A 20190-nucleotide genomic window follows, 5' to 3' on the forward strand; every position below is an offset into this window, starting at 1 on the left:
ATACATGCCGCGTTCCTCCAGCAGGAGGCCTCGGTGATGAGCGGCCGCTCAAGAGAACACCGGGACACTTTCAGCAAGCGAGCAAGCGTTTGGTTCACCCTGCTGGTTCGCCGTCAGCGGCGTCAAGGGCCGGCCGGGCCGCATGCGCGGAGCGTTCGTCCGGTGGTCCGGTTCCGGCCGCGGCCACCGGATCCCGCCCGTCCTGCTCAGCGGAAAGTCGCGTATCCGCCCCGCCCCCGGCCTTCTAGCGTCCGAGCGATGAGGCACCGATGCCCGACCGTCAGCGGGTGCCCGGATCATGAGCGGGCCCGTCGGTGCCGCCCACCGCCCACCGCTCCGCAAACCCGGCGACCGGCTGGGCCGCACTCCCACCGAGGTCGACGTCGTGGTCGTCGGCTCCGGCGGTGCCGCCCTGACGGGCGCCTACACCGCCGCCGCACAGGGCCTACAGCGTCCTCGTGCTGGAGAAGACGGACCTCCTCGGCGGCACCAGCGCCTACTCGGGGGCCGGCCTGTGACTGCCCGGCAACGACGCGTAGCAGCGTGGCGTTCCTCGAGAACGACCCGGGGCTCGAGTTCGAGTTTCTGCCTAGTCGGAGGACGGCAGGGGCGTCGCCGTGCGCTCCACCATGACCATTTCGCAGCAACGGACGTCACCGGAGCCTGCGGAGCAGCAGAGCACGACAGCGTCGCATGTGTCGCAGGAGTAGCGCTTACCGAGCGTGGACATGCGAGCGCCCCTCCGGGACCTTGGCGCTCATCGGCACCCCGCCGCAGCACGTGAAGGCGGTCTTGGACGGCTTCACGACGACGATCTGATTGCCGCAGCTGGGGCAGGTCAGGCGGGTTCCGACGCGTACGGGATCCGGCATCAGCGCGAACCTCCCAATTAGTGTGTCTCAGAGAGAGACAACTCATATTACCTAGTGATACATTTCGGATCGTACGGTCGGCTGGTGGCACGGGTCAAGGCGCCACTCGGCCCTCATGGACGACGAAAGGCCCAGATGTCGACGGTCAAACGGGTCCAGGCGGTGGACAACGCGTGCCGGGTGTTCGAGGCTGTCGCCGCCCGTCAGCCCATCGGTGTCAGCGAGCTCTCACGCGAAACCGGGATCGACAAAAGCGGTGTCCACCGCATCGCGGTCACCCTGCACCAGGCGGGCTGGCTGCAGCCGACGGCTGACCGTCCGACGCGGTGGCAGCTAGGCGCGAGAATCCTGGAGATCGCCGGTTCCGCCCGGCTCACGCGGACTGTGGAGAGGTCGCGCTGGGCCATCCGGACACTGCGGGACGCCACCGGCGAGACGGTTCTCCTGGTCGCGGCACAGGGTGGTCAGCTCGTCGTCGTCGACGTCGCCGACAGCAGCGCGACGGTCGCCAGCATGGCGCGCGTCGGTGACGTCATGCCGCTGTTCGGAGCCAGTGCGTCCGCATGGTTCGCCGCGCTGCCGCCCGTCCCCACGAGCGCGGCGGTCGTCGCCCCGACCGGTGAGCTCGACGCCGAGCTGATCGACGCGGCCCGGCAGCGCGGCTACGCCGTGTACAGCGCGAACGACGTCACGAGCATCGGTGCTGCCGTCCTCGACGCGTCGGCAACGCCGATCGCCGTCATGGTCGTGCTCGCACCCGATTTCCGCATCTCCGCGTCCGGGGTCAAGCAGGTCGGCGCTCTCGTTCGCGCTGCCGCGCAGGACGCCTCCGGCAGCTGACCTCTACCGCCCGCGGGCCCCGGGCCCCGTGCCCGATCGAAGGAGGCCAGATGGCCGGCTCCGCTGCTCCGCTCCGTGCAATGCCACCCGTCGAGCAGATGAGTTCGGGGCTGTGGAGCCTGCCCCTTCCCCTGCCCCTCGACACGCTCCGGCATGTCTTCGTCTACGTCTTCGAGACGCCGCAGGGCCCGTACCTCATCGACGCCGGGTGGGACACCCCCGATGGATGGGACGCCCTGTGCGCGGGCCTCGACCGGATCGGCACGGGGGTCCACGAGGTGCAGGGCCTGCTCGTCACGCATGCTCTCTGCACTGGGAGAGGCGGCCGCGCACGCGCGCGCCCTCGCACCGCGCGGGGCCGTCGTCCAGGTGGAGGAGAGCCCCACCACCTGGCGGCGCAGCGGCGGCACGGCACCGCATCCCGCGGCCGACGCCGCCCACCGCCGATGACTTCCCTGCGCCGTGCCGATTCGTGAGACACGGCATCCACACCTACCGGCACGGCCGACACGAGAGACGGTGAGCGCGCAGTGAACATCGCGATGCTGTTGCAGATGGCGGCCGACGGATTCGGGGACCGCGCCGCGATCGGTCCCCGGGGCTCGAGCACGTCCTACGCGAGCCTGTTCGCTCGCGCGAAGCGGGCGGCGTCCTGGATCACCGACCAGGACCGTGCGCGGGTCGTCGCGATCGACGTCAACTCCAACGCCATGCCGGTACTGCTCTTTGGAGCCGCCATCGCGGGCGTGCCGTTCGTGCCGATCAACTACCGGCTCGCCGACGACCGGCTCCGCGGCGTGGTCCGGCGGACCGCGCCGAGCGTCGCCGTCGTCGACGCACCCGCCGTCCCCAGGGTCGCCGGGATCGAACAGGTGATGGTGGTGTCCCGACCGGAGTTCCTGGAGCAGCTCGCCAACCGCGCCGCCATGGCCGAGTTGGACGTCGTGGACGGTGACATCGCGATCCTGCTGTTCACCAGCGGCACCACGGGTGAGCCGAAGGCGGCGGTGCTCAGACACCAGAACCTGTTCTCATACATCATCGGAACGGTCGGGTTCGCGGCGGCGGACGAGGCGGAGTGCGCGCTGGTGAGCGTTCCCGGCTATCACGTGGCCGGCATCTCCGCCGTGCTGAGCTCCATCTACTCCGGGCGCCGCCTGGTCTACCTCGAACAGTTCGATCCGGAGGGCTGGGTGCGGACGGTCCGCGACGAGTCGGTGACCCACGCGATGGTGGTCCCGACAATGCTCGTGCGAATCCTCGACGTCCTCGAGCGGGCCGGTACCACCTTGCCGGGCCTTCGACACCTCTCCTACGGAGGTGGGCGTATGCCGCTCCCCGTCATCGAGCGGGCGATGGCGCTGCTGCCGGACGTCGACTTCGTCAATGCCTACGGGCTGACCGAGACCAGCTCGACGATCGCAGTGCTCGGTCCTGACGACCACCGCTCCGCTGCGGCCAGCACCGATCCGGCAGTCCGGCTCCGGCTCGGCTCCGTCGGGCGCCCGCTTCCCGGGATCGAGTTGCAGGTGCGAGGGGCGGACGGGCTCGCAGTCGGTGCGGGGCAGTCCGGCGAGGTATGGGTGCGCGGCGAGCAGGTGTCCGGTGAGTACCTCGGCGCCGCGCCCGGGCTCCGCGACGGGTGGTTCGCCACGCGCGACGGCGGGCATCTGGACGACGGCGGCTACCTGTTCATCGACGGTCGCATGGACGACGTGATCGTCCGGGGTGGCGAGAACATGTCGCCAGGGGAGATCGAGGAGGTACTGCTGCGCCATCCCGACGTCGCCGACGTCGCGGTGATCGGCGTCCCTGACGTCGAGTGGGGCGAGTCCGTCGCCGCCCTCGTGGTGCGGGAAACCGGCAGCACGGTGCAGGCCGACGAGCTGCGGGACTGGGTCCGGTCCCGGCTGCGGTCCTCACGCGTGCCTCAGCTCGTCGAGTTCCGGGCGGACCTGCCGTACACGGAGACGGGCAAGCTGCTGCGCAGGGCCCTTCGCCGCGATGTCACTCCGGACCCCCCGGCCACGGGAACCCAGGATCGGCGGCCGCTATGAGACGCGGCCCGGCCTCGACACGAGCCGCGGGACCGGGCTCGGTGGGTCGGCCGGGGCGGTGCCGTCGGCGAACCGCTGCTCGAGGATGCCGAACGCGAGCCGCACCAGAATCCGCCGGTGCTCGTCGCGGGACAACGCCCCGACGGTCTTCTGTTCGCTCGCGCGTCCCACCAGCCCGCGCTGGATGATCGTCATCGCCGAGCTGACGCGTACGAGCTCCTCGGGATCCGGGACGGAGCCGGTCAGAAGGTCCATGAGTCTGCGCACGTGGTTCTCGATCCGCGGTGCGATCGCCGGGTGCGAGCTCACGTTCAGGTCGCGGCCAAGTATCGCCGCCGCCCGGCGGTCCTGGGCGAGGATGTCGGCGTACCGCTCGAGGAGCAGGCGCTTGTCGTGCTCACCGTTCGGCCGCTTCTCCATATCCTCCAACAGCTGGTCCACCCGGTCGAGCAGCGGCGAGACAAGCGCAATGAGCAGCTCGTCCTTGCTCTCGAAGTGGTAGTACAGTGCGGCCTTGGTCACACCGAGCCGCGCGGAGATCCAGCTCAGCGGCGTGCGCGTGAAACCGTGGTCGATGAACTGGGACGCCGCTTCCTGCAGAACACGTTCACGTGTCGTCAGGCCTCCATCTGAAGGATTACCGCGCGGCACGGTCGCCCGCCTTTCGTCGACGGACCGGGGTCGCCCGAGTGTGCGGCACGTACGCCGCGCCTGCTGGTGTCCCCATTCGGGAACTCAGGGTACAGGCTCCCACCGCGCCGACCTCCGCGCTCACGACGCCGACCCCGGCATCGGCGGTCCGGTGCGTCGTCGATGCCACAGCAGCATGCCCAGGCCCAGCACCGACAGCACGGCGGCGAAGACGCCCAGCGCCCACGCGCGGCACCTTGGGCACGGCCGTCCCCGCGCTCGCCAGGAACGCTCCCACGATCGCGCCGACGCCGGTCGCGCCGCCGGTAGCGGTCGGCCGGCACGCCGGACCACGGCGAGAAGAGGAACAGCGGGATCAGGTTGAAGAAGTAGAGATAGCCGAGCTCAAGGGTGGGCTCGTCGGCCACCCGGGCCGTGAGCCATTGCAAGGAAACGCTCGACATCCAGAAACCCAGCTGCGTCGTGCAGAAGCTCGACCAGAAGACCAGGAACTGCGGGTGCCGCAGGCTGCAGCGGGCCACGTGTGGGCAGGCGCGGCCGGAATCGACTGGCCGAAGGATGTGGTCCGCCACCGACGGGCCGGTTCGTGCAGGTCATCGCGGCGGCTGCCGGTCGGCCGTCGACCGGTCGGCCTCGTCGCGCCCTCGCGTGGGAGCCCGGGGGCCGCGCGCTCCCGCACCGTTCGGGGCAGGCGTGCCGTGCAGGTCCCTGACGGCGGCGTCGAGCCGCCGCAGCAATCGGGCAAGGTCGGCGATCTCGCTCGCCCGCCAGTCCTGGGTCAGCTCGGTCAGGGCCGCGACCCGCGCCAATTTTAGTGTCAGCAGCACCTCGCGCCCGAGGTCGGTGAGGTCGAGGGTCGAGCGGCGCCGGTCGCACGCGTCCTCGCTGCGGTGCACATACCCGCGCCCGACCATCCCCTCCACCAGGCGACTACCGGTGGACGCGTCGACCTTGAGCACGCCGGCGAGCTCGCCGACCGAGATTCGACCCGACGAGCGGTCAACGGCGTTAAGCGTCCGGTAGTGCTCGAGCTTGATCGTGGCGTCGAGGCGGGCGCCGAGGAACGCGCTGACCTCCGGCCGCTGCCAGAGCCGTCGCAACACCAGCAGGGCGGTGTCCAGCTCGTCGACTCGGGATCCGCGGGACGGAGGCATACCTGCAATGTACATCAGTATTACGTGCAAGACTCATGCGTTCTGGACGTGGCCGCTGATCGACCCGTCTACTGAAAGTGCCCTTCTTGAGGCGCCTACCAGGCACGATGCGACCTGTTCAACCTCGCCCGAGGCGGCCGCGCTCGGACAAGGCTACTTGACGGCTGGTTAGTAAGCTTCTACCTTCGCGGCATTGGCCTCTTTCGGCCGCTTCACCTGCCCCCTCCGTCCCGGGAAGGGAAGACCGTGAACGACCACGACGTCGACACGCTGCTACGCGACAGGCTGGAACCATTTCTGGGCCGGGATGGCCCACTGCGCTGGTCCGCCCGGCCCATCGAAACGGCCGCGGTGTGGAACTTCTGCGAGGCGGTCGAGGACGCGAACCCGGTGTACTGGGACGCCGAACAGGCCATCGCCTCGCGCTTCGGACGCATGATCGCCCCGCCGCAGGCGCTGATGGCGCTCAACATGGCCGCGTGGTGGCTCCCCGACTTCCTGCGTGAGCGCGCCGAGCAACGCGAGAAGGAACTCGGCCCGTCGCCGTCCAGCCTCGTTTACGACATCGTCCGGGAGCTCGGCTTCACGACGGCGACGAACGTCACGCGCGAGGAGGAGTACCTCGAGCCGTTCGGGCCGGGCGACGGGCGGATGGGCCAGACCGACCGGCTCGTCCACGTCAGCGACGTGAAACAGACCCGCGTAGGCCGCGGCGTCTTCCTCACGACCGAGATCGAGTACATCACCGAGGTCGACGAGACGGTGGTGGCCAAGGCACGCAACGTGCTCCTGATGTACGACGGCACCTCGGCGCGCAGGGACTGAACCGACCGACGTAGGGACAGGAGACGCACATGACGATGACGACGGCGGCCCGGTGGGCCGATGTGCAGGAACTGACCAAACTCCCCCCACTGACGTTCGAGGTCACCCTCAGCACGCTCGCCAAGGACGTCGCGGGGACCCGGGACATCTACCCGATCCACCACGACGCGGGGTTCGCGAGGCGCAACGGCGCCCGGGACATCTTCCTGAACACGATGTGGTACCAGGGCCTGCTCGGCCGCTACGTCACGGACTGGGCCGGCCCCGACTCCTTCCTGCGCAAGCTGGGCTTCGACATGCGCGGCACGAACTGCCCGGGCGACACCCTGACCGTGCACGGCACCGTCGAGCGGAAGTACGCCGAAGGTGATCGCAAGCTCGTGGATCTCACCGTCCACATCGACAACCAGGTCCAGCAGGACTCGGTCATCGCACGGATGACTGTCGAGCTCGCGTGACGCTACCCCGAACAGGTGCGACCGAAGGGGAACGTGCATGTACCTCAGCTACACAGACGAGCAACTCCGCCTGCAGCAGGAGATCCGCGCCTACTTCGGTGAGCTGATCCCGCCCGACGCCGAGGCCGCGATGACCGAGGAAGGTGGCCACGACGGCCCGGTCACCCGCCGCATCAGGCAGCGGATGGGCGACGACGGCTGGCTCGGCGTGGGGTGGCCGAAGGAGTACGGCGGGCGGTCCCTCTCCGCGCTCGAACAGTTCATCTTCTTCGACGAGGCCAACCGTGCGAAGGCACCCCTGCCGCTGATCGCACTCAACACCGTCGGCCCGACGCTGATGCACTACGGCACCGAGGAGCAGAAGCGGCGGCACCTCCCGGCGATCCTTTCCGGGCGGGAGGACTGGGCCATCGGCTACTCGGAGCCCTCTGCCGGGACGGATCTCGCGGCCCTCACCACGAAGGCCGTCAGAGACGGCGACAACTACGTGATCCAGGGCAGCAAGGTGTTCACCAGCGGTGGTGACACCGCCGACTTCATCTGGCTCGCCGCCCGCACGGGCCTGACGGAGGCACGCCATCGGGGCATCTCGGTGTTCATCGTCCCAACCTCGTCCCCTGGGTTCAGCGCCGTTCCGCTGCACGTGGTCGGCGGCGGGCACACGACGTTCAGCTACTACGAGGATGTGCGGGTCCCGGCGGAGAACCTCGTGCTCGGCGAGAACCAGGGCTGGACGCTGATCACCAGCCAGCTCAACCACGAGCGGGTCGCGCTCGCGGCCAACGCGGGACGCTGGTTCCGCTTGTTCGACGACGTGCTCGACTGGTCCAGGCAGACGAAGATGGGCTCTGGCGAGCGGGTGATCGACCTGAGCTGGGTGCAACTGCTGCTCGGCCGCGCCCACGCCATGATCGAGGCGGTCAAGCTGGCGAACTGGCGCATGGCCGCGGCCCTCAATGCGGGCGAGCTGACCGCGTCCGACTCGTCGGCCGCGAAGGTGCTCGGGACCGAGGCGCACCAGGAGGTGGCGCGGCTGCTCCTGGAGATCCTCGGACAGGCCGGCTACCTCCGGTCGGGGTCGCCGGGGTCGGTGCTCAGGGGGCGCCTGGAGAACGAGTACCGCAGCGCCATCGTCGGGACGTTCGGGGGCGGCAACAACGAGATCCAACGCGAGATCATCGCGTGGACCGGGCTCGGGATGCCGCGGGGTGGACGATGACCGAGACGACGGTCGACACCGCCACACCGGCCTCCGCCGACTCGCAGCGCCAACGGCCGTGGCCCGCCGTCAACGAGGACACGGCGTTCTTCTGGGACGGGCTGCCCGTCGGGGAGCTCCGGATCCAGCGGTGCGGGTCGTGCGCCGCACTGGCGCACCCCCCGCGGCCGCGTTGCGCCGCCTGCGGGTCCTTCGACCTCGGCCACGTCGTGGCCAGCGGCCGTGGCCGCGTGTACAGCCACGTCACGTTCCACAAGCCCCTCGCCCCGCCGTTCACCGAGCCGTATTCGGTCGCGGTCATCGGGCTCGACGAGGGAACCCGCCTGATCTCGCAGGTGATCGGGGTGAGCCCCGACGAGGTGCACGTCGACATGCCGGTGGAAGCGACCTTCGTCGAGGTCGAGCCGGGGCTCACCCTTCCACTCTTCCGCCCGACCCAGGACAAGTGAGGACGCGATGGACTTCTCCCTGACTGAGGAGCAGCATGCTGCCCAGTCGGTGGCCGCCGAGGTGTTCGCGCCGCGGTCGGCCGGCATCGTCGGAGCGCCGGCCCCACCGTCGGGCGCCGCGTGGTTCGACCGCGAGGCATGGGGCGAGGCTGCGGCCGGGAACCTGCTCGGGCTCGCCGTCGCCGAGGACGTCGGCGGCACCGGGCTCGGGCTGCTCGAGACGTGCACCCTGCTTGAGATGCAGGGGCGGCACCTGGCCAGGCTGCCGATGGCGATCACGCTGGCCGTCGCCGCACCGGCGATCGACGCATTCGGCCCGGCCCGCCTGCGCGAATCGATCCTGCCGGCGATGGTGTCCGGTGACTCGGTGCTGTCCGCGGCGCTGGTCGAGCCGCACTCGCACGACCCGCTGACGGTGTCCACCATCGCGAAGGATCTCGGCGAGGCAGGCTGGCAGCTCGACGGCGAGAAGATCTGCGTCCCGTTCGCCGAGCACGCCGAGCACATACTCGTCCCGGCCGAGACGGCCGAGAACGAGGTCAAGGTCTTCTTGGTCGAGGCGACCGCCGACGGCGTGGTGCTCGAGGGCGAGCAGACCACCAGCGGCCAACCGGAGTCGCGGATGGTGCTGACGGGGGTGCGGGTCGCCGCGGACGCCGTGCTCGCCGGTCCCGAGGGCGTCGACGTCCTTCGCTGGATGGTCGATCGCGCGGTGGTGGCGACATGCGCGATCCAGCTCGGCGTGGCCGAGCAGGCGCTCAGGATGACCTCGGCCTACACCTCGGAACGCGAGCAGTTCGGCCGTCCCATCGCGATGTTCCAGGCCGTCGCCCTGCGCGCCGCCAACGCCTACCTCGACGTCGAGTGCATCCGGTCAACGCTCTGGCAGGCGGCCTGGGCGCTCGACAACGACCGGCCGGTGGGACACACGGTCGACGTCGCGAAATTCTGGGCCTCTGAGGGGGGCCAGCGGGTGACCGCCGCGGCCCAGCAGCTACACGGTGGGATGGGCGTGGACACCGACTACCCGCTGCATCGCTACACGCTCTGGTCCAAGCACAACGAACTGAGCCTCGGCGCGGGCCATTCGCACCTGGCCAGCATCGGGGCCGCGATGGCTTGGGGCTCCGCCGAGAGGAACAACTGATGGACCGTCGACTCTCCGGCCAGGCCGCCATCGTCGGGATCGGACAGACGGAGTTCTCGAAGAGGTCCGGCCGCAGCGAGTTGCGGCTGGCTGTGGAGGCCGTCACGGCCGCCATCGCCGACGCCGGGCTGGAGCCGTCGGACATCGACGGCCTGACGACATTCTCCCTCGACACCAGCCCTGAGATCGACATCGCCCGAGCGACGGGAATGGGCGACCTCACGTTCATGTCGCGCATCCACTACGGCGGGGGCGCCGCCTGCGCCGTCGTCCTCCAGGCCGTGATGGCGGTCGCCACCGGCGTGGCAAGGAACGTCGTGGTGTACCGGGCGTTCAACGAACGGTCCGGCCGCAGGTTCGGGGCGGGCCAGCGCGGTCAGCCCAGCGGGTCGGACGCCGAACAGATCGCCATGAGCTGGACCTTGCCGTTCGGGCTCGCCACACCGGCGAGCTGGGTGGCGATGTTCGCACGTCGTTACATGCACGAGTTCGGGGCCACCAGCGAGGACTTCGGCCGGGTGAGCGTCGTGGACCGCACACACGCCGCGACCAACCCCAACGCGTGGTTCTACGGCAAGCCCATCACGCTCGACGACCACCAGGCCTCCCCGTGGATCGTCGAGCCGCTGCACCTGCTCGACTGCTGCCAGGAGAGCGACGGAGGCGTCGCGCTGGTTGTCACCAGCACCGAGCGGGCCCGCGACATGCCGCACCCGGCCGTGCTCATCGACGCGGCCGCCCAGGGTGCGGCCGACGACCAGCACATGATGACGAGCTACTACCGGCCCGACGAACGCGAGGTGGAGCTGCCCGAGATGGCGCTCGTCGCGCGCCAGCTCTACGCGACCTCCGGTCTCGGTCCCGACGACATCCGCTCGGCGGTCATCTACGACCACTTCACCCCGTTCGTGCTGCCGCAGCTGGAGGCGTTCGGGTTCTGCGGTCGCGGTGAGGCGAAGGACTTCATCCGCGACGGGCACCTGGAGATGGGGGGACGGCTCCCGCTGAATACCCACGGCGGGCAACTCGGCGAGGCCTACATCCACGGCGTCAACGGCGTGCTCGAAGCCGTTCGTCAGATCCGGGGCACCTCGGCCAACCAGCTCGACGAGGTCGACCATGTGCTGGTCACCGCGGGAACCGGGGTGCCGACCAGCGGGATCATCGTCGGCCGTGATGGGTAGGCCGCCCGCGTCCCGCCCGCGCCGCCGGTGAGACACGCCTACCGTCGGACGCACAGGCTGGTGGTCCTGCTCATGACCGTCTACGCGGTGGGCTCGGCTGTGGCAGGAATCGGTGCGTTCGCGCCTCGACCTCCTCGGGCACGTCGAACCGGCCACCGAACCCCTTCCGACGTCCGATGAGGTGGCGGTCGTCGATGTGATGGCCCGACCAGGCGAGCGCGTCGAGCATCGGGACTACCGCCGAGGGCGGATGCAGACGGCGGTGGCTTCGGCGGCCGTCTGACCATCGACCAACGCGCGCGCCCATACCCTCGTCTTGCGCTCCTCGACACTCTCGGTTCCGGCCTCGAAGTCCACCCGGACACCGATCGGCACCGGTCTGATCAACTTGACCGTCACCGTGCCCGTCATCCCGATCGCACCGGACGGGATCTGCCCGAAGGCCAGCACCTCGTCGAGCACACACAGCAGGACACCCCCGTGCACCATGTTCGGCGGACCCTCGTACGCAGTACCGAACACGGCGGTCGCGTGCACCACCGACGAGCCGGATACCGCACTCATGACGAGTGGCGGAGCGAGCGGGTTGCTCATGCCGCTGATCGGTCCGCGCTCGATCAACGGTCGGTCCTCGGCCACCGCGTGGTGGCCGCCCCTCGACCGGAGGCTCGGCAGGGCCGACACCGACCGGAGCAGGTCCTCGCAGGCGACCTGGACCGCGAGGAGGTCCTCGGCTCTCGCTCTCGAGGCATCTACGAGCACCGTCTCCGCGATCAGTGCACGGACCATCGCGGCGAGCCGGTGCTTCGACGCCCGCAGGTCCGAGGCGGGCACGGTGCGCTGCCACGGGTGTCCGACGGCGTTGTGCCCGTCGAGTTCGCTCATCAGGCTCCCGCCGGGGCGGTGCCGATGACTCCCGACTCGGTGTGGGCGGCCAGCTCATCCGGGGTCAGCCCGAGTTCGCCACCAAGAATCTCCTCGTTGTGCTCACCCAGTCTCGGCGCAGGCCGCCGGTGCGGGCGGCGGGCCGACTCGAACGAGAACCGCATCGGGTAGCCGGGAAATCGCCGCTTCCCGGACAGCGGGTGTACCACCTCCTGGTAGTACTGGCGGTCGACAAGCTGGGGGTCCTCGTTGAAACCGGCCGGCACCAGCACGCGGGCAACTGGAACCCCGGCACCGCGCAGGTCGCTGACGACGTCGTGGACGTCCTGGCCCCTCGACCACTCCTGGAGGGCACGGTCGAGCTCGTCATGGTGCGACTGCCGTCCTGCCACTGTGTCCAGCACGGGTGCGGCCATCTCCGGCGGATCGCCCATGATCCGCCGGAGAGCACGCCATTCCCGGTTGTCCCGGACGGACAGAGCCACCCACTCGGCCGGCTCCGCCGCGCACCTGTACACGCCCTGCGGCGCATAGACCGGGTGCCGGTTCCCCTGCCGGACGAGCTCGGTGCCGCCCGAGGACCGCACTATGAGTTGCTCCGCCGTCATCGAGGCTCCGACCTCGATCTGCGGGACCTCCACGAGCTGCCCCTCCCCCGTCCGCTCCCGGTGCTCGACCGCAGCCAGCAGCGCCACCGCCGCGTGCATCCCGACCGTCGGGTCGATGTACCCGCCCGGCGTCTGCGGGCGCCCGTCGCCGAATCCGGTGACCCACGCCAGCCCCGCGATCTGCTCGAATGCGTTGCCCCACCCGACATAGTCCCGCCACGGTCCGGCCAGCCCGAACCCCGGCAGCCGCAGCACGATGATGGAGGGGTTGATCCGACGCAGTCCCTCGTAGTCGAACCCGAACTGCTCGACGACCCGAGCGGCGTAGTTCTCGACGAAGACGTCCGCGTCGGCGCAGAGCCGCCGCAGCAGGTCCTTGCCCTGCTCAGATCGCAGACCGACAGTGACGCAGCGCTTGTTCAGGTTCGTCGCCTGCCACAGCAGACTGCGGTCGAACCACCGGTCGCCCAGCGCCGGCTGGGTGCTCGTGAAACGGAACCCGTCTGGCCGCTGGACCGACTCGACCTTGACGACGTCAGCGCCGTAGGCACCCAGATAGGTGGTGAGGTACGGGGCCGCCCAGAAGCTCCCGAGATCGATCACCCGCAGGCCGTCGAACGGCAGCGTCCCACTCACCGCTTACTCCCCGCGACCTGGTCCAGATCGTCGAGCATGCCCGCCGTGTGCTCGCCGAGCACCGGCGCCCGGAGGCCGCGGTGCGGCGGCGTCGCCCCGAGCCGCCATGGTGGCCCCGGGCACATGTAGGTGCCGTCGCTGCCATCGACCTCCACGAAGAACTCACGCTGGGTCCACTGCGGGAGCAGGTCGACCGACCCGCCCGGGCACACGGGCACCACCGGGATGCGCATGGCCTGCCCGAGCTCCACGACCTCCTTGACCGTCCGCCGGCTCAACCACTTGAGCAGCCGCGACTCGAACCTCGCGATCTCACCCTCACCCCGCCCCAGCTCCTGCTGCTGGTCGGCGAACTCGCCGAGGTCGGTGACGAGGCAGGCGTCCACCCACTGCCGGCCGGTCAGGATGTTGATCCCCACCCAGCCGTCCTTGCACGGCCGCACGCCGAACGGGGTGAACACGGTCACGGTCGGCCCCAGCCCCAGCTCCACGTTCGTGTCCAGCTGCAGGCGGGTGTACGGGATCGTGCTGTGGATGCATTCGAACACCGAGAAGTCGACGCAGACCCCGATCCCGGTCTTGCGCACCGCCGCCCGCCCGGTCATCACGGCGGCGGCGATGAACGCTCCGGCCACCCATTCGTGCATCCGCCCACCCACCTGCACCAGTGGCGCGCCGGGCTCGTTCCGGGTGGTCACCCAGCCTGCGGTCGCCTGCAGCGTCAGCGCCGTCGCCGGGAGGTCGCGGTACGGGCCGGAATCGCCCCAGTCCGAGACGTGCACGGTGACGGAGTCGGGCCGCAGCCTTCGCAGCTCGTCGTCGTCGAACCCCAGCGCCGCGAGCCCGTCGACCCCGAGGTCATCCACGACCACCTCCGCCCAGCTCAGGAGCTCACCGAGGGAGCGATGGTGCGGATCGGGCAGCACCACACTGCGCTTGCCGCCGGCGAGAAACGAAAATACGTTGCGCCGGGCGTGGGCGTCGCGACCCTCGGCGCCGGGAACCCGGCGCAACGCGTGACCCTCAGGCGGCTCGACCATGACGACCTCGGCGCCGAGGTCGGCGAGCAGCCGGGTGGCGTAGGGCACTGCGTACGAGTCGCCACCTCCCAGCTCCAGCACCCGAATCCCGTTCAGAGCGCTGCCGGTCATGCCGTTCCTCTCCTGACACCGATCGCTGTGGGGACGGAGGACGCCCGGTCGGGCTGCTCCGCCGGCTCGGACGTCTCCGCCGGCGACAGCGGCACCAGCGGGTAGTGGCACGCCACGAAGTGCTGCTCGGTCACCTTGCGGAAGACGGGCTCCTCCTCAGCGCACCGGGCCTGGCTTCTCGGGCACCGGGTGCGGAACCTGCAGCCGCTGGGTGGGGAGATCGGCGACGGAGCCTCGGCCGGCGCCGACTCGCTGCTCCTGACGATGACGTCCGGGTCCGCGATCGGAACGGCATCCAGGAGCGTCTTCGTGTAGGGGTGTGCCGCCCGGGTGGTGAGCTCCTCCGCCGGGGCGATCTCGCACAGCTTTCCGAGGTACATCACGGCCACTCGATCGCTGATGCTCCTGACGACGGCGACGTCGTGCGCGATGAAGATCATGCTGAGGCCGTACTTCTCCTTGAGGTCCTCGAGCAGGTTGAGGATCTGTGCCTGGACCGACACGTCGAGTGCCGACACGGGCTCGTCGCAGATCAGCAAACCCGGCTCCAGGATCAGCGCGCGCGCGATCGCGATGCGCTGGCACTGCCCGCCGGAGAACTCGTGGGGGCGCCTGTCGCCCGCCACCGCAGCGTCCAGGCCGACCTGGTCGAGCAGCTCGGCGACCCGCGCGTCGGAGTTCGCCCGGTCCCGTTTCCAGATGGAGAGCGGCTCGCGCACGATCTCTCGCACCCGGCGCCGCGGGTTGAGCGCCGACAGCGGATCCTGGAAGATCATCTGCATCTGGGTCCGCGCCAGCCGCATCTCACCCCTCGCCGCCATCGTGAGGTCGACACCGTTCATCGTGACCGAACCCGATGTCGGTGAGGGGAGCTGCAGCACCGCGCGCCCGGTCGTCGACTTCCCGCAGCCTGACTCGCCGACGAAGCCAAGGGTCTCGCCGCGGCGGACGTCGAAGGAGATCCCGGAGACGGCGTGGACCTTCTTCCCCCGCCCCGCCGCGTACTCGACGACGAGGTCCTCGACCCGTAACAGCACGTCACCGTCCTGTAGATGAGCCTTCCCGGTACCCGCCATCACGCCTCCAATGTGGACATCGACGACATGTCGGTGCCGCTGGCGGTCACGCCGGCGGCGAGGTTGCTCTCGAGCGCGAGCGCACCCTCTGCCGTGCCGACCGGGTACCAGCACGCGTACTGGTGGTCGGCTCGTTCCGGAGCCGCGAGCGGCGGCTCCTCGACCAGGCACCGCTCCTGCGCGTAGGGGCACCGCGGGCTGAAGCGGCAGCCCGGCGTCGGATCGGTCAGCACGGGCGGCCGGCCGGGGATGGTGAACAGGCGGGTGTGGCTCGGGGCGGACATGTTGGGGACGCTGAGCATCAGGGCCTGCGTGTAGGGCATCCGTGTTTTGCGGAACAGCTCCCTGGTCGGCGCGATCTCGACGATCTTGCCGCCGTACATCACCGCGATCTCGTCGGTCCTTCCCGCCACCACGCCGAGGTCGTGCGTGACGAGAACCATCGTCATTCCCCGCTCGCGTTGCTGTGTGTCCAGCAAGTCGAGGATCTGCGCCTGGACGGTGACGTCGAGCGCCGTGGTCGGCTCGTCCGCGAGCAGCAACCGCGGGTTGCACGCCAGCGCGATGGCGATGGTGACGCGCTGGCGCATCCCCCCGGACAGCTGGTGCGGGAAGTCGTCGAACCGCCGTGCCGGTTCGGGGATGCCCACGCTGCTCAGCAGTTCGATGGCCCGGTTCCGGGCATCCGCCCGACGCATCCTCAGGTGCAGTTTCAGCACCTCGGTGAGCTGCCGGCCCACCGTGAGCACCGGATTGAGCGACGTCATCGGGTTCTGGAAGACCATCGCCAGGTCCTTGCCCCAGTACGCGCGCATCTCCCGCTTGGACAGGTGGCCGATGTCGACGCCGTCGAAGGAGATCGAGCCACCGGGGGTGAGGCGGTTGCGGGTGGGCAACAGGCCCAATATCGACCGCGACAGCACCGTCTTCCCTGATCCAGACTCGCCGACCAACCCCAGGGTCCGGCCCGGTTGCAGGCTCAACGACACCCCGTCCACCGCCCGGACTGTCGACGAGCCGGTCGTGAACCAGGTCTTCCAGTCGTCGATGACGAGGAGCGGATCGGTGTCCGGGGCGGTCGACGGCCGTCGACCCGCGTCTGCTGTGGCTGTCATAACGTCGTCTCCCGCACGTCGCTCTCCTCGCGCAGCCGGTCACCGATGAGGTTGAACGACAGGACCGTGAGAAACATGAACGCGCTGGGGATGAAGGCCACCCACGGCGTCTGCTTCAGCGAGTCTCGCCCCTCGGCGATCATGAGTCCCCAACTCGACGCCGGTGGGGGCACGCCGACGCCGAGGAAACTGAGCGACCCCTCCGCCACGATGAGCAACGCGACGACCAGGAACGCGTACGCACCGACCGCCGGGAGGATGTTGGGCACGATCTCCCTGGCCAGGATTCTCCGGTTCAGCGCGCCGAGCGATCGGGCCGCGACGATGAACTCGCGCTGGGCGTACACCAACGTGTTCGCCCGCGTCAGGCGCACGAAAGCCGGTATCCCCAGAACCCCGAGCCCGATGATGAGGTTCTGCACGCTCGCCCCGAGCGTCGCCATCAAGGCCAGCAACAGCACGAGCGCCGGGAACGCCATCATGGCGTCGGTGGCCGCCACGACCAACCGCTCCGTGATGCCGCGGTAGTAGCCCGCGAGCATTCCCAGCAGGCCCCCGACCACCAGGCCGATCGTCACGGCGGACGTGGTGACGATCAACGAGATCCGGGCGCCGAAGATCGCCCTGGCCAGCAGGTCACGACCGAGCCTGTCGGTGCCGAGCGGGTGACCGGGGCTGCCCGGCGGCACCGCGATCGCCTGGTAGTTCTGCGCCGCGGGATCGGCGATCGGCAACAGCGGCGCGGTAATGGCCCCGAGCACAACGAGGCCGAGCCAGCCCGCGCTGAGCCAGAAGAGCAGACCGAGGCTGCGCCGGCAGGACCGCCGGGCGGCGCGGGCCGGCCGGGCACGTCGGCGAACACCCGGTGCGACGGCTGGACGCGGACCGGGAACGGTCGTCGTGCCGGGTTCTACAGTCATTGTGGAGCCTCCCTGACTCAGGCGTCCTGGTAGCGGACCCGCGGATCGATGAAGCCGTAGGCGACATCGACGAGGGAGTTCACCAGGATGTAGGCGGCCGCAACGAAGATCACCGTCCCCTGCAACATGATGAAGTCCCTCAGGAAGATCGACTGGACCATCAGCTGGCCGATGCCGGGGGCGGCGAAGAGCACCTCCACGATGACAGAGCCTCCGATCAGTCGACCGGTGTTGATGCCCGCCAGCGTGACCAGCGAGAACGACGACGGCCGGAGTGCGTGCCGGAACAGGATGTGCGAAGTGGACAGCCCCTTCGACTGGGCCATCGTGATGTAGTCCTCCTGCAGCGTGGCGGTCATGTCGCTGCGCAGCAGGCGCTGGTAGACGGGCGCCACCGGCAGCGCCATCGTGAGCGCCGGCAACAGTGCGTGATGCAGGTTCTGGGCCGGCGACTGCGTCAGCGGGACCCACCCGGTGGCCGGGAACAGACCGAGGCCGAGCGCCAGGTAGTAGATGAGCAGGAGGCCGAGCACGAACTCCGGCACCGACACCAGCCCGAACGCAGCGCCGGTGATGGTGCGGTCGAACCTGCTCTTCGCGCGGTACGCGGCCAGCGTGCCGAGCGGGATCGCGATCCCGAGCGCGATGACCTGCGCCAGGATCATGAGCTCCAGCGTGATCGGCAGCCGATTGACGATCTCCTCGACGACCGGGAACCCGGTCCGGTACGACCGGCCCAGATCGAACTGGAGCGCATCGCCGAGCCAGGCGACGTAGCGCACCAGGTACGGGTCGTCCAGCGCCAGGTCCGCCCGCACTGCCGCGATGGTCTCGGGAGTTGCCTGCTCCCCGAGGATGGCGATGGCCGGATCACCCGGGAGCAACTCCTGCAGGGAGTACACCACAAGCGACACGATGAACAGCGTGACGAGTGCGGTAGCTAATTTCGTCAAGCGCGAGCGCATCGACCACGCCTCCGTCGGGGTTCGGAGTCACCTACCTGGACCACTCAATTCCTCAGCCACAGGTATCCAGGCTGGAAATCCTCCGGGTTCGCAGGGTTCGAAACGTACCCGTATACATTCGGTTTGGTGATGACCGAGAAGGTGTCGCCCCACTGCCAGAGCATCGGCAGGTCCTGCGCGATGATCTCCTCGAACTTCTCGTATGCGGCCTTCCGGTCCTGGAGATCAACCGACCTACGGCCCTCGATCAGCGCGGCATCCGCTGCCTCGTTGCAGTATCCGAAGACGTTGGACGTGGTGGGTCCGCTACAGGAGAAGGACGGGAAGTACACAAGATCAGGATCCGTCCCGTTCTTCGGGAAGCAACCGATCTGGTAGTCCTTGGCGTTGACCCGATCGACGTACTCGGCCACGTCGGGCGTGTCCAGCGCGACCGTCATGCCGACCTGGGTGAGCATGTTCTGGATCAGCTCGGCATAGCGCCGCCGACTCGGTGCGGAGTGACAGCCCAGCGTGAACGCGAGGTCCCCGCCATGCTCGGCCTCGTACTCCTCCACCAGCGCTCGTGCCGCGTCCGGGTCGAAGTCCGGCCAGTCCGCCGTCCCCGTGTACCAGTACGACCCCTCGACGAAGGGGCCTTCCATCGTCGGCATGGACCCTTGGAAGAGCGCATTGTTCAGCGCGTCGTAGTCGACCGCCATGGCGACGGCCCTCCGGACACGCAGGTCGTCGAACGGTGGCGTCTGCAGTTGGAAGACGAGCCCGGTCCCACCGACGCCGCCCGTCGACGCGTGCAGCGTGGCGAGGTCGGGGTTCTCGATAGCCCAGTTGATCTGCGTCGGCTCCTGAAACCAGGCCGCCTCGACGGCGCCACCCTGGTAGGCCGCGAACCGGGTCTCCGTGTCGCTCATCGGCAGCTCCTGGAACTCGTCCAGGTACGGCAACCCCTCCTGCCAGTACTCCGGGTTGCGCCGCAGTGTGAGTCGCTGGTCGGGCTGCCACTGTTCGAACCGGAACGGGCCGGCCCCGACCGCCACGGTGCGCCCGTAGTCCTCACCGGCATTGCGGACAGCGGTCGGTGAGGCGATCGCCCCGACCGCCGTCGTGAGGTTGCTCGGGAACGAGGCGATGGGCGCGGTCAGCCCGAAATGCACCGTCTGCGCGTCCACCGCCTCGACCGTGACGATGTCGCGGACGTAGGACGCGGCCCTGGATGCGCTGTTCGGATCCTGGTGGCGTCGGATGTTGAACACCACCGCCTCCGCGTCCAGCGGTGTGCCATCGTGGAACATGACGCCGGGCCGCAGAGTCAGGGTCCAGTTCTGGGTGTCGGCCGATTCCAGGGACTCGGCCAGGTAAGGTTCGACGATTCCGTCGGCGTTGTAGCGCATGAGGGAGTCGTAGAGCGCGTTCATCGAGGGGTCCAGCAAGCCGCGCTTGATGGGGTCGTAGCCGGTCTGCACTCCGACCGGCGCATAGCGGAAGATTCCGCCGTACTGCGGCGGGCCGGCCTCGCTTTCCGGGATCGCCGCGGGTCCGCTCGCGGACGAGGTGGAGATGCAACCGGTCAGCGCGAGAACCGCCACCAAGAGTGCCACCAGCAATCCAGGTACTCGTCTCCTCAGTACATCCGGACGGACAGCTCGCATGACCCGCTCCTCTTCCACGGTGAACCGGTAACGGAATTGCGGCGTGACGATCACGCACCGGAAGAACCTGCCTCGACGGCGTCGCGACAGTATTGCCAAATACTTACCGGCCGGTCAATAACTTCTTGTCGCCGGCCCCACTCCGCACGAAGCAGCGCCGGAAACCATCGGGGTCCTTGTTGTCGCAGGCCCGCCAGTAGCGGTACTCCATCCGGGTGATCGCCTGCACGGCCTCTAGCGCATCCAGCCACCCCTCCGTCGACCGCAGGATCTGGGTTCCCGAGCTGTCCACTGGTCCTCCTGGTCGTCGCCGTTGACGCAGATCAGGC

Annotated in this window: 20 protein-coding genes; 9 read left to right on the forward strand and 11 right to left on the reverse strand. The window is 69.2% G+C overall.

The annotated features are described in order from the left end of the window. Positions 1-956 precede the first annotated feature (956 nt). From ABD143_RS16495 to ABD143_RS16505, 3 genes are all read left to right on the forward strand, one after another. Positions 957-1712: an IclR family transcriptional regulator gene (locus ABD143_RS16495; RefSeq protein WP_343978420.1), complete on the forward strand. Its 756-nt coding sequence runs from the start codon at positions 957-959 to the stop codon at positions 1710-1712. 300 nt (positions 1713-2012) lie between these two features. Further along, positions 2013-2162, forward strand: coding sequence for a hypothetical protein (locus tag ABD143_RS16500; RefSeq protein ID WP_343978422.1), 150 nt, complete (start codon positions 2013-2015; stop codon positions 2160-2162). A gap of 80 nt (positions 2163-2242) precedes the next feature. Then, positions 2243-3769: a class I adenylate-forming enzyme family protein gene (locus ABD143_RS16505; protein ID WP_343978425.1), complete on the forward strand. Its 1527-nt coding sequence runs from the start codon at positions 2243-2245 to the stop codon at positions 3767-3769. On the opposite strand, the gene ABD143_RS16510 is transcribed toward ABD143_RS16505, so the two are convergent. Together ABD143_RS16510 and ABD143_RS16515 are read right to left on the reverse strand one after the other, a co-directional pair. Then, the gene (locus ABD143_RS16510) at positions 3764-4420 is read right to left on the reverse strand and encodes a TetR/AcrR family transcriptional regulator (RefSeq protein WP_343978428.1); all 657 of its coding nucleotides are present in this window, start codon (positions 4418-4420) and stop codon (positions 3764-3766) included. The genes ABD143_RS16505 and ABD143_RS16510 overlap by 6 nt on opposite strands. 593 nt (positions 4421-5013) lie before the next feature. After that, complete coding sequence (locus tag ABD143_RS16515) at positions 5014-5574, reverse strand: MarR family winged helix-turn-helix transcriptional regulator (RefSeq protein ID WP_343978431.1); 561 nt, start codon at positions 5572-5574, stop codon at positions 5014-5016. A 246-nt stretch (positions 5575-5820) separates the two neighbouring features. On the opposite strand from ABD143_RS16515, the gene ABD143_RS16520 reads away from it, so the two are divergent. The 6 genes from ABD143_RS16520 to ABD143_RS16545 are packed head-to-tail and all read left to right on the forward strand — an operon-like array spanning position 5821 to position 10856. Continuing rightward, on the forward strand, positions 5821-6399 hold the full coding sequence (locus ABD143_RS16520; RefSeq protein ID WP_343978434.1) for an FAS1-like dehydratase domain-containing protein: 579 nt from the start codon (positions 5821-5823) through the stop codon (positions 6397-6399). Positions 6400-6428: 29 nt separating this feature from the next. After that, positions 6429-6857: a hotdog family protein gene (locus tag ABD143_RS16525; protein ID WP_343978438.1), complete on the forward strand. Its 429-nt coding sequence runs from the start codon at positions 6429-6431 to the stop codon at positions 6855-6857. A 37-nt stretch (positions 6858-6894) separates the two neighbouring features. Then, a complete protein-coding gene (locus ABD143_RS16530) occupies positions 6895-8076 on the forward strand; it encodes an acyl-CoA dehydrogenase family protein (protein WP_343978441.1) in 1182 nt (393 codons plus the stop codon). Then, positions 8073-8525, forward strand: coding sequence for a Zn-ribbon domain-containing OB-fold protein (locus ABD143_RS16535; protein ID WP_343978444.1), 453 nt, complete (start codon positions 8073-8075; stop codon positions 8523-8525). The genes ABD143_RS16530 and ABD143_RS16535 overlap by 4 nt, the downstream gene beginning before the upstream one ends. A 7-nt stretch (positions 8526-8532) precedes the next feature. Then, complete coding sequence (locus tag ABD143_RS16540; protein WP_343978447.1) at positions 8533-9672, forward strand: acyl-CoA dehydrogenase family protein; 1140 nt, start codon at positions 8533-8535, stop codon at positions 9670-9672. Beyond that, the gene (locus ABD143_RS16545; protein WP_343978450.1) at positions 9672-10856 is read left to right on the forward strand and encodes a lipid-transfer protein; all 1185 of its coding nucleotides are present in this window, start codon (positions 9672-9674) and stop codon (positions 10854-10856) included. The genes ABD143_RS16540 and ABD143_RS16545 overlap by 1 nt, the downstream gene beginning before the upstream one ends. Positions 10857-11090: 234 nt before the next feature. On the opposite strand, the gene ABD143_RS16550 is transcribed toward ABD143_RS16545, so the two are convergent. From ABD143_RS16550 to ABD143_RS16590, 9 genes are all read right to left on the reverse strand, one after another. Next, positions 11091-11741, reverse strand: a complete 651-nt coding sequence (locus ABD143_RS16550) for a PaaI family thioesterase (RefSeq protein ID WP_343978453.1) — start codon at positions 11739-11741, stop codon at positions 11091-11093. Beyond that, positions 11741-12985, reverse strand: coding sequence for a CaiB/BaiF CoA transferase family protein (locus tag ABD143_RS16555; protein WP_343978456.1), 1245 nt, complete (start codon positions 12983-12985; stop codon positions 11741-11743). The genes ABD143_RS16550 and ABD143_RS16555 overlap by 1 nt, the downstream gene beginning before the upstream one ends. Then, positions 12982-14136, reverse strand: coding sequence for a CoA transferase (locus ABD143_RS16560; protein ID WP_343978458.1), 1155 nt, complete (start codon positions 14134-14136; stop codon positions 12982-12984). Before ABD143_RS16560 ends, ABD143_RS16555 begins: the two co-directional genes overlap by 4 nt. After that, positions 14133-15173, reverse strand: a complete 1041-nt coding sequence (locus ABD143_RS16565; RefSeq protein WP_343978461.1) for an ABC transporter ATP-binding protein — start codon at positions 15171-15173, stop codon at positions 14133-14135. Before ABD143_RS16565 ends, ABD143_RS16560 begins: the two co-directional genes overlap by 4 nt. Positions 15174-15211: 38 nt before the next feature. Beyond that, a complete protein-coding gene (locus ABD143_RS16570; protein ID WP_343978463.1) occupies positions 15212-16327 on the reverse strand; it encodes an ABC transporter ATP-binding protein in 1116 nt (371 codons plus the stop codon). Beyond that, positions 16324-17247: an ABC transporter permease gene (locus ABD143_RS16575; RefSeq protein WP_343978466.1), complete on the reverse strand. Its 924-nt coding sequence runs from the start codon at positions 17245-17247 to the stop codon at positions 16324-16326. The genes ABD143_RS16570 and ABD143_RS16575 overlap by 4 nt, the downstream gene beginning before the upstream one ends. 17 nt (positions 17248-17264) lie before the next feature. Further along, positions 17265-18212: an ABC transporter permease gene (locus ABD143_RS16580; RefSeq protein ID WP_343978469.1), complete on the reverse strand. Its 948-nt coding sequence runs from the start codon at positions 18210-18212 to the stop codon at positions 17265-17267. A gap of 44 nt (positions 18213-18256) precedes the next feature. After that, complete coding sequence (locus ABD143_RS16585; RefSeq protein ID WP_343978472.1) at positions 18257-19810, reverse strand: ABC transporter substrate-binding protein; 1554 nt, start codon at positions 19808-19810, stop codon at positions 18257-18259. A 154-nt stretch (positions 19811-19964) separates the two neighbouring features. After that, positions 19965-20153 (reverse strand): nuclear transport factor 2 family protein, encoded by a 189-nt coding sequence (locus tag ABD143_RS16590; RefSeq protein WP_343978475.1) that lies wholly within the window; start codon positions 20151-20153, stop codon positions 19965-19967. Positions 20154-20190 lie beyond the last annotated feature (37 nt).

Origin of the sequence: Pseudonocardia aurantiaca, assembly GCF_039526725.1 — a bacterium.
Classification (GTDB): domain Bacteria; phylum Actinomycetota; class Actinomycetes; order Mycobacteriales; family Pseudonocardiaceae; genus Pseudonocardia; species Pseudonocardia aurantiaca.

Bases quoted from the DNA above. Each gene is read 5' to 3' on its own strand.
- ABD143_RS16500 (WP_343978422.1), top strand. From the start codon at position 2,013: ATGCTCTCTGCACTGGGAGAGGCGGCCGCGCACGCGCGCGCCCTCGCA.
- ABD143_RS16515 (WP_343978431.1), bottom strand. From the start codon at position 5,574: ATGCCTCCGTCCCGCGGATCCCGAGTCGACGAGCTGGACACCGCCCTG.
- ABD143_RS16525 (WP_343978438.1), top strand. From the start codon at position 6,429: ATGACGATGACGACGGCGGCCCGGTGGGCCGATGTGCAGGAACTGACC.
- ABD143_RS16530 (WP_343978441.1), top strand. From the start codon at position 6,895: ATGTACCTCAGCTACACAGACGAGCAACTCCGCCTGCAGCAGGAGATC.
- ABD143_RS16535 (WP_343978444.1), top strand. From the start codon at position 8,073: ATGACCGAGACGACGGTCGACACCGCCACACCGGCCTCCGCCGACTCG.
- ABD143_RS16540 (WP_343978447.1), top strand. From the start codon at position 8,533: ATGGACTTCTCCCTGACTGAGGAGCAGCATGCTGCCCAGTCGGTGGCC.
- ABD143_RS16545 (WP_343978450.1), top strand. From the start codon at position 9,672: ATGGACCGTCGACTCTCCGGCCAGGCCGCCATCGTCGGGATCGGACAG.
- ABD143_RS16550 (WP_343978453.1), bottom strand. From the start codon at position 11,741: ATGAGCGAACTCGACGGGCACAACGCCGTCGGACACCCGTGGCAGCGC.
- ABD143_RS16560 (WP_343978458.1), bottom strand. From the start codon at position 14,136: ATGACCGGCAGCGCTCTGAACGGGATTCGGGTGCTGGAGCTGGGAGGT.
- ABD143_RS16570 (WP_343978463.1), bottom strand. From the start codon at position 16,327: ATGACAGCCACAGCAGACGCGGGTCGACGGCCGTCGACCGCCCCGGAC.
- ABD143_RS16575 (WP_343978466.1), bottom strand. From the start codon at position 17,247: ATGACTGTAGAACCCGGCACGACGACCGTTCCCGGTCCGCGTCCAGCC.
- ABD143_RS16580 (WP_343978469.1), bottom strand. From the start codon at position 18,212: ATGCGCTCGCGCTTGACGAAATTAGCTACCGCACTCGTCACGCTGTTC.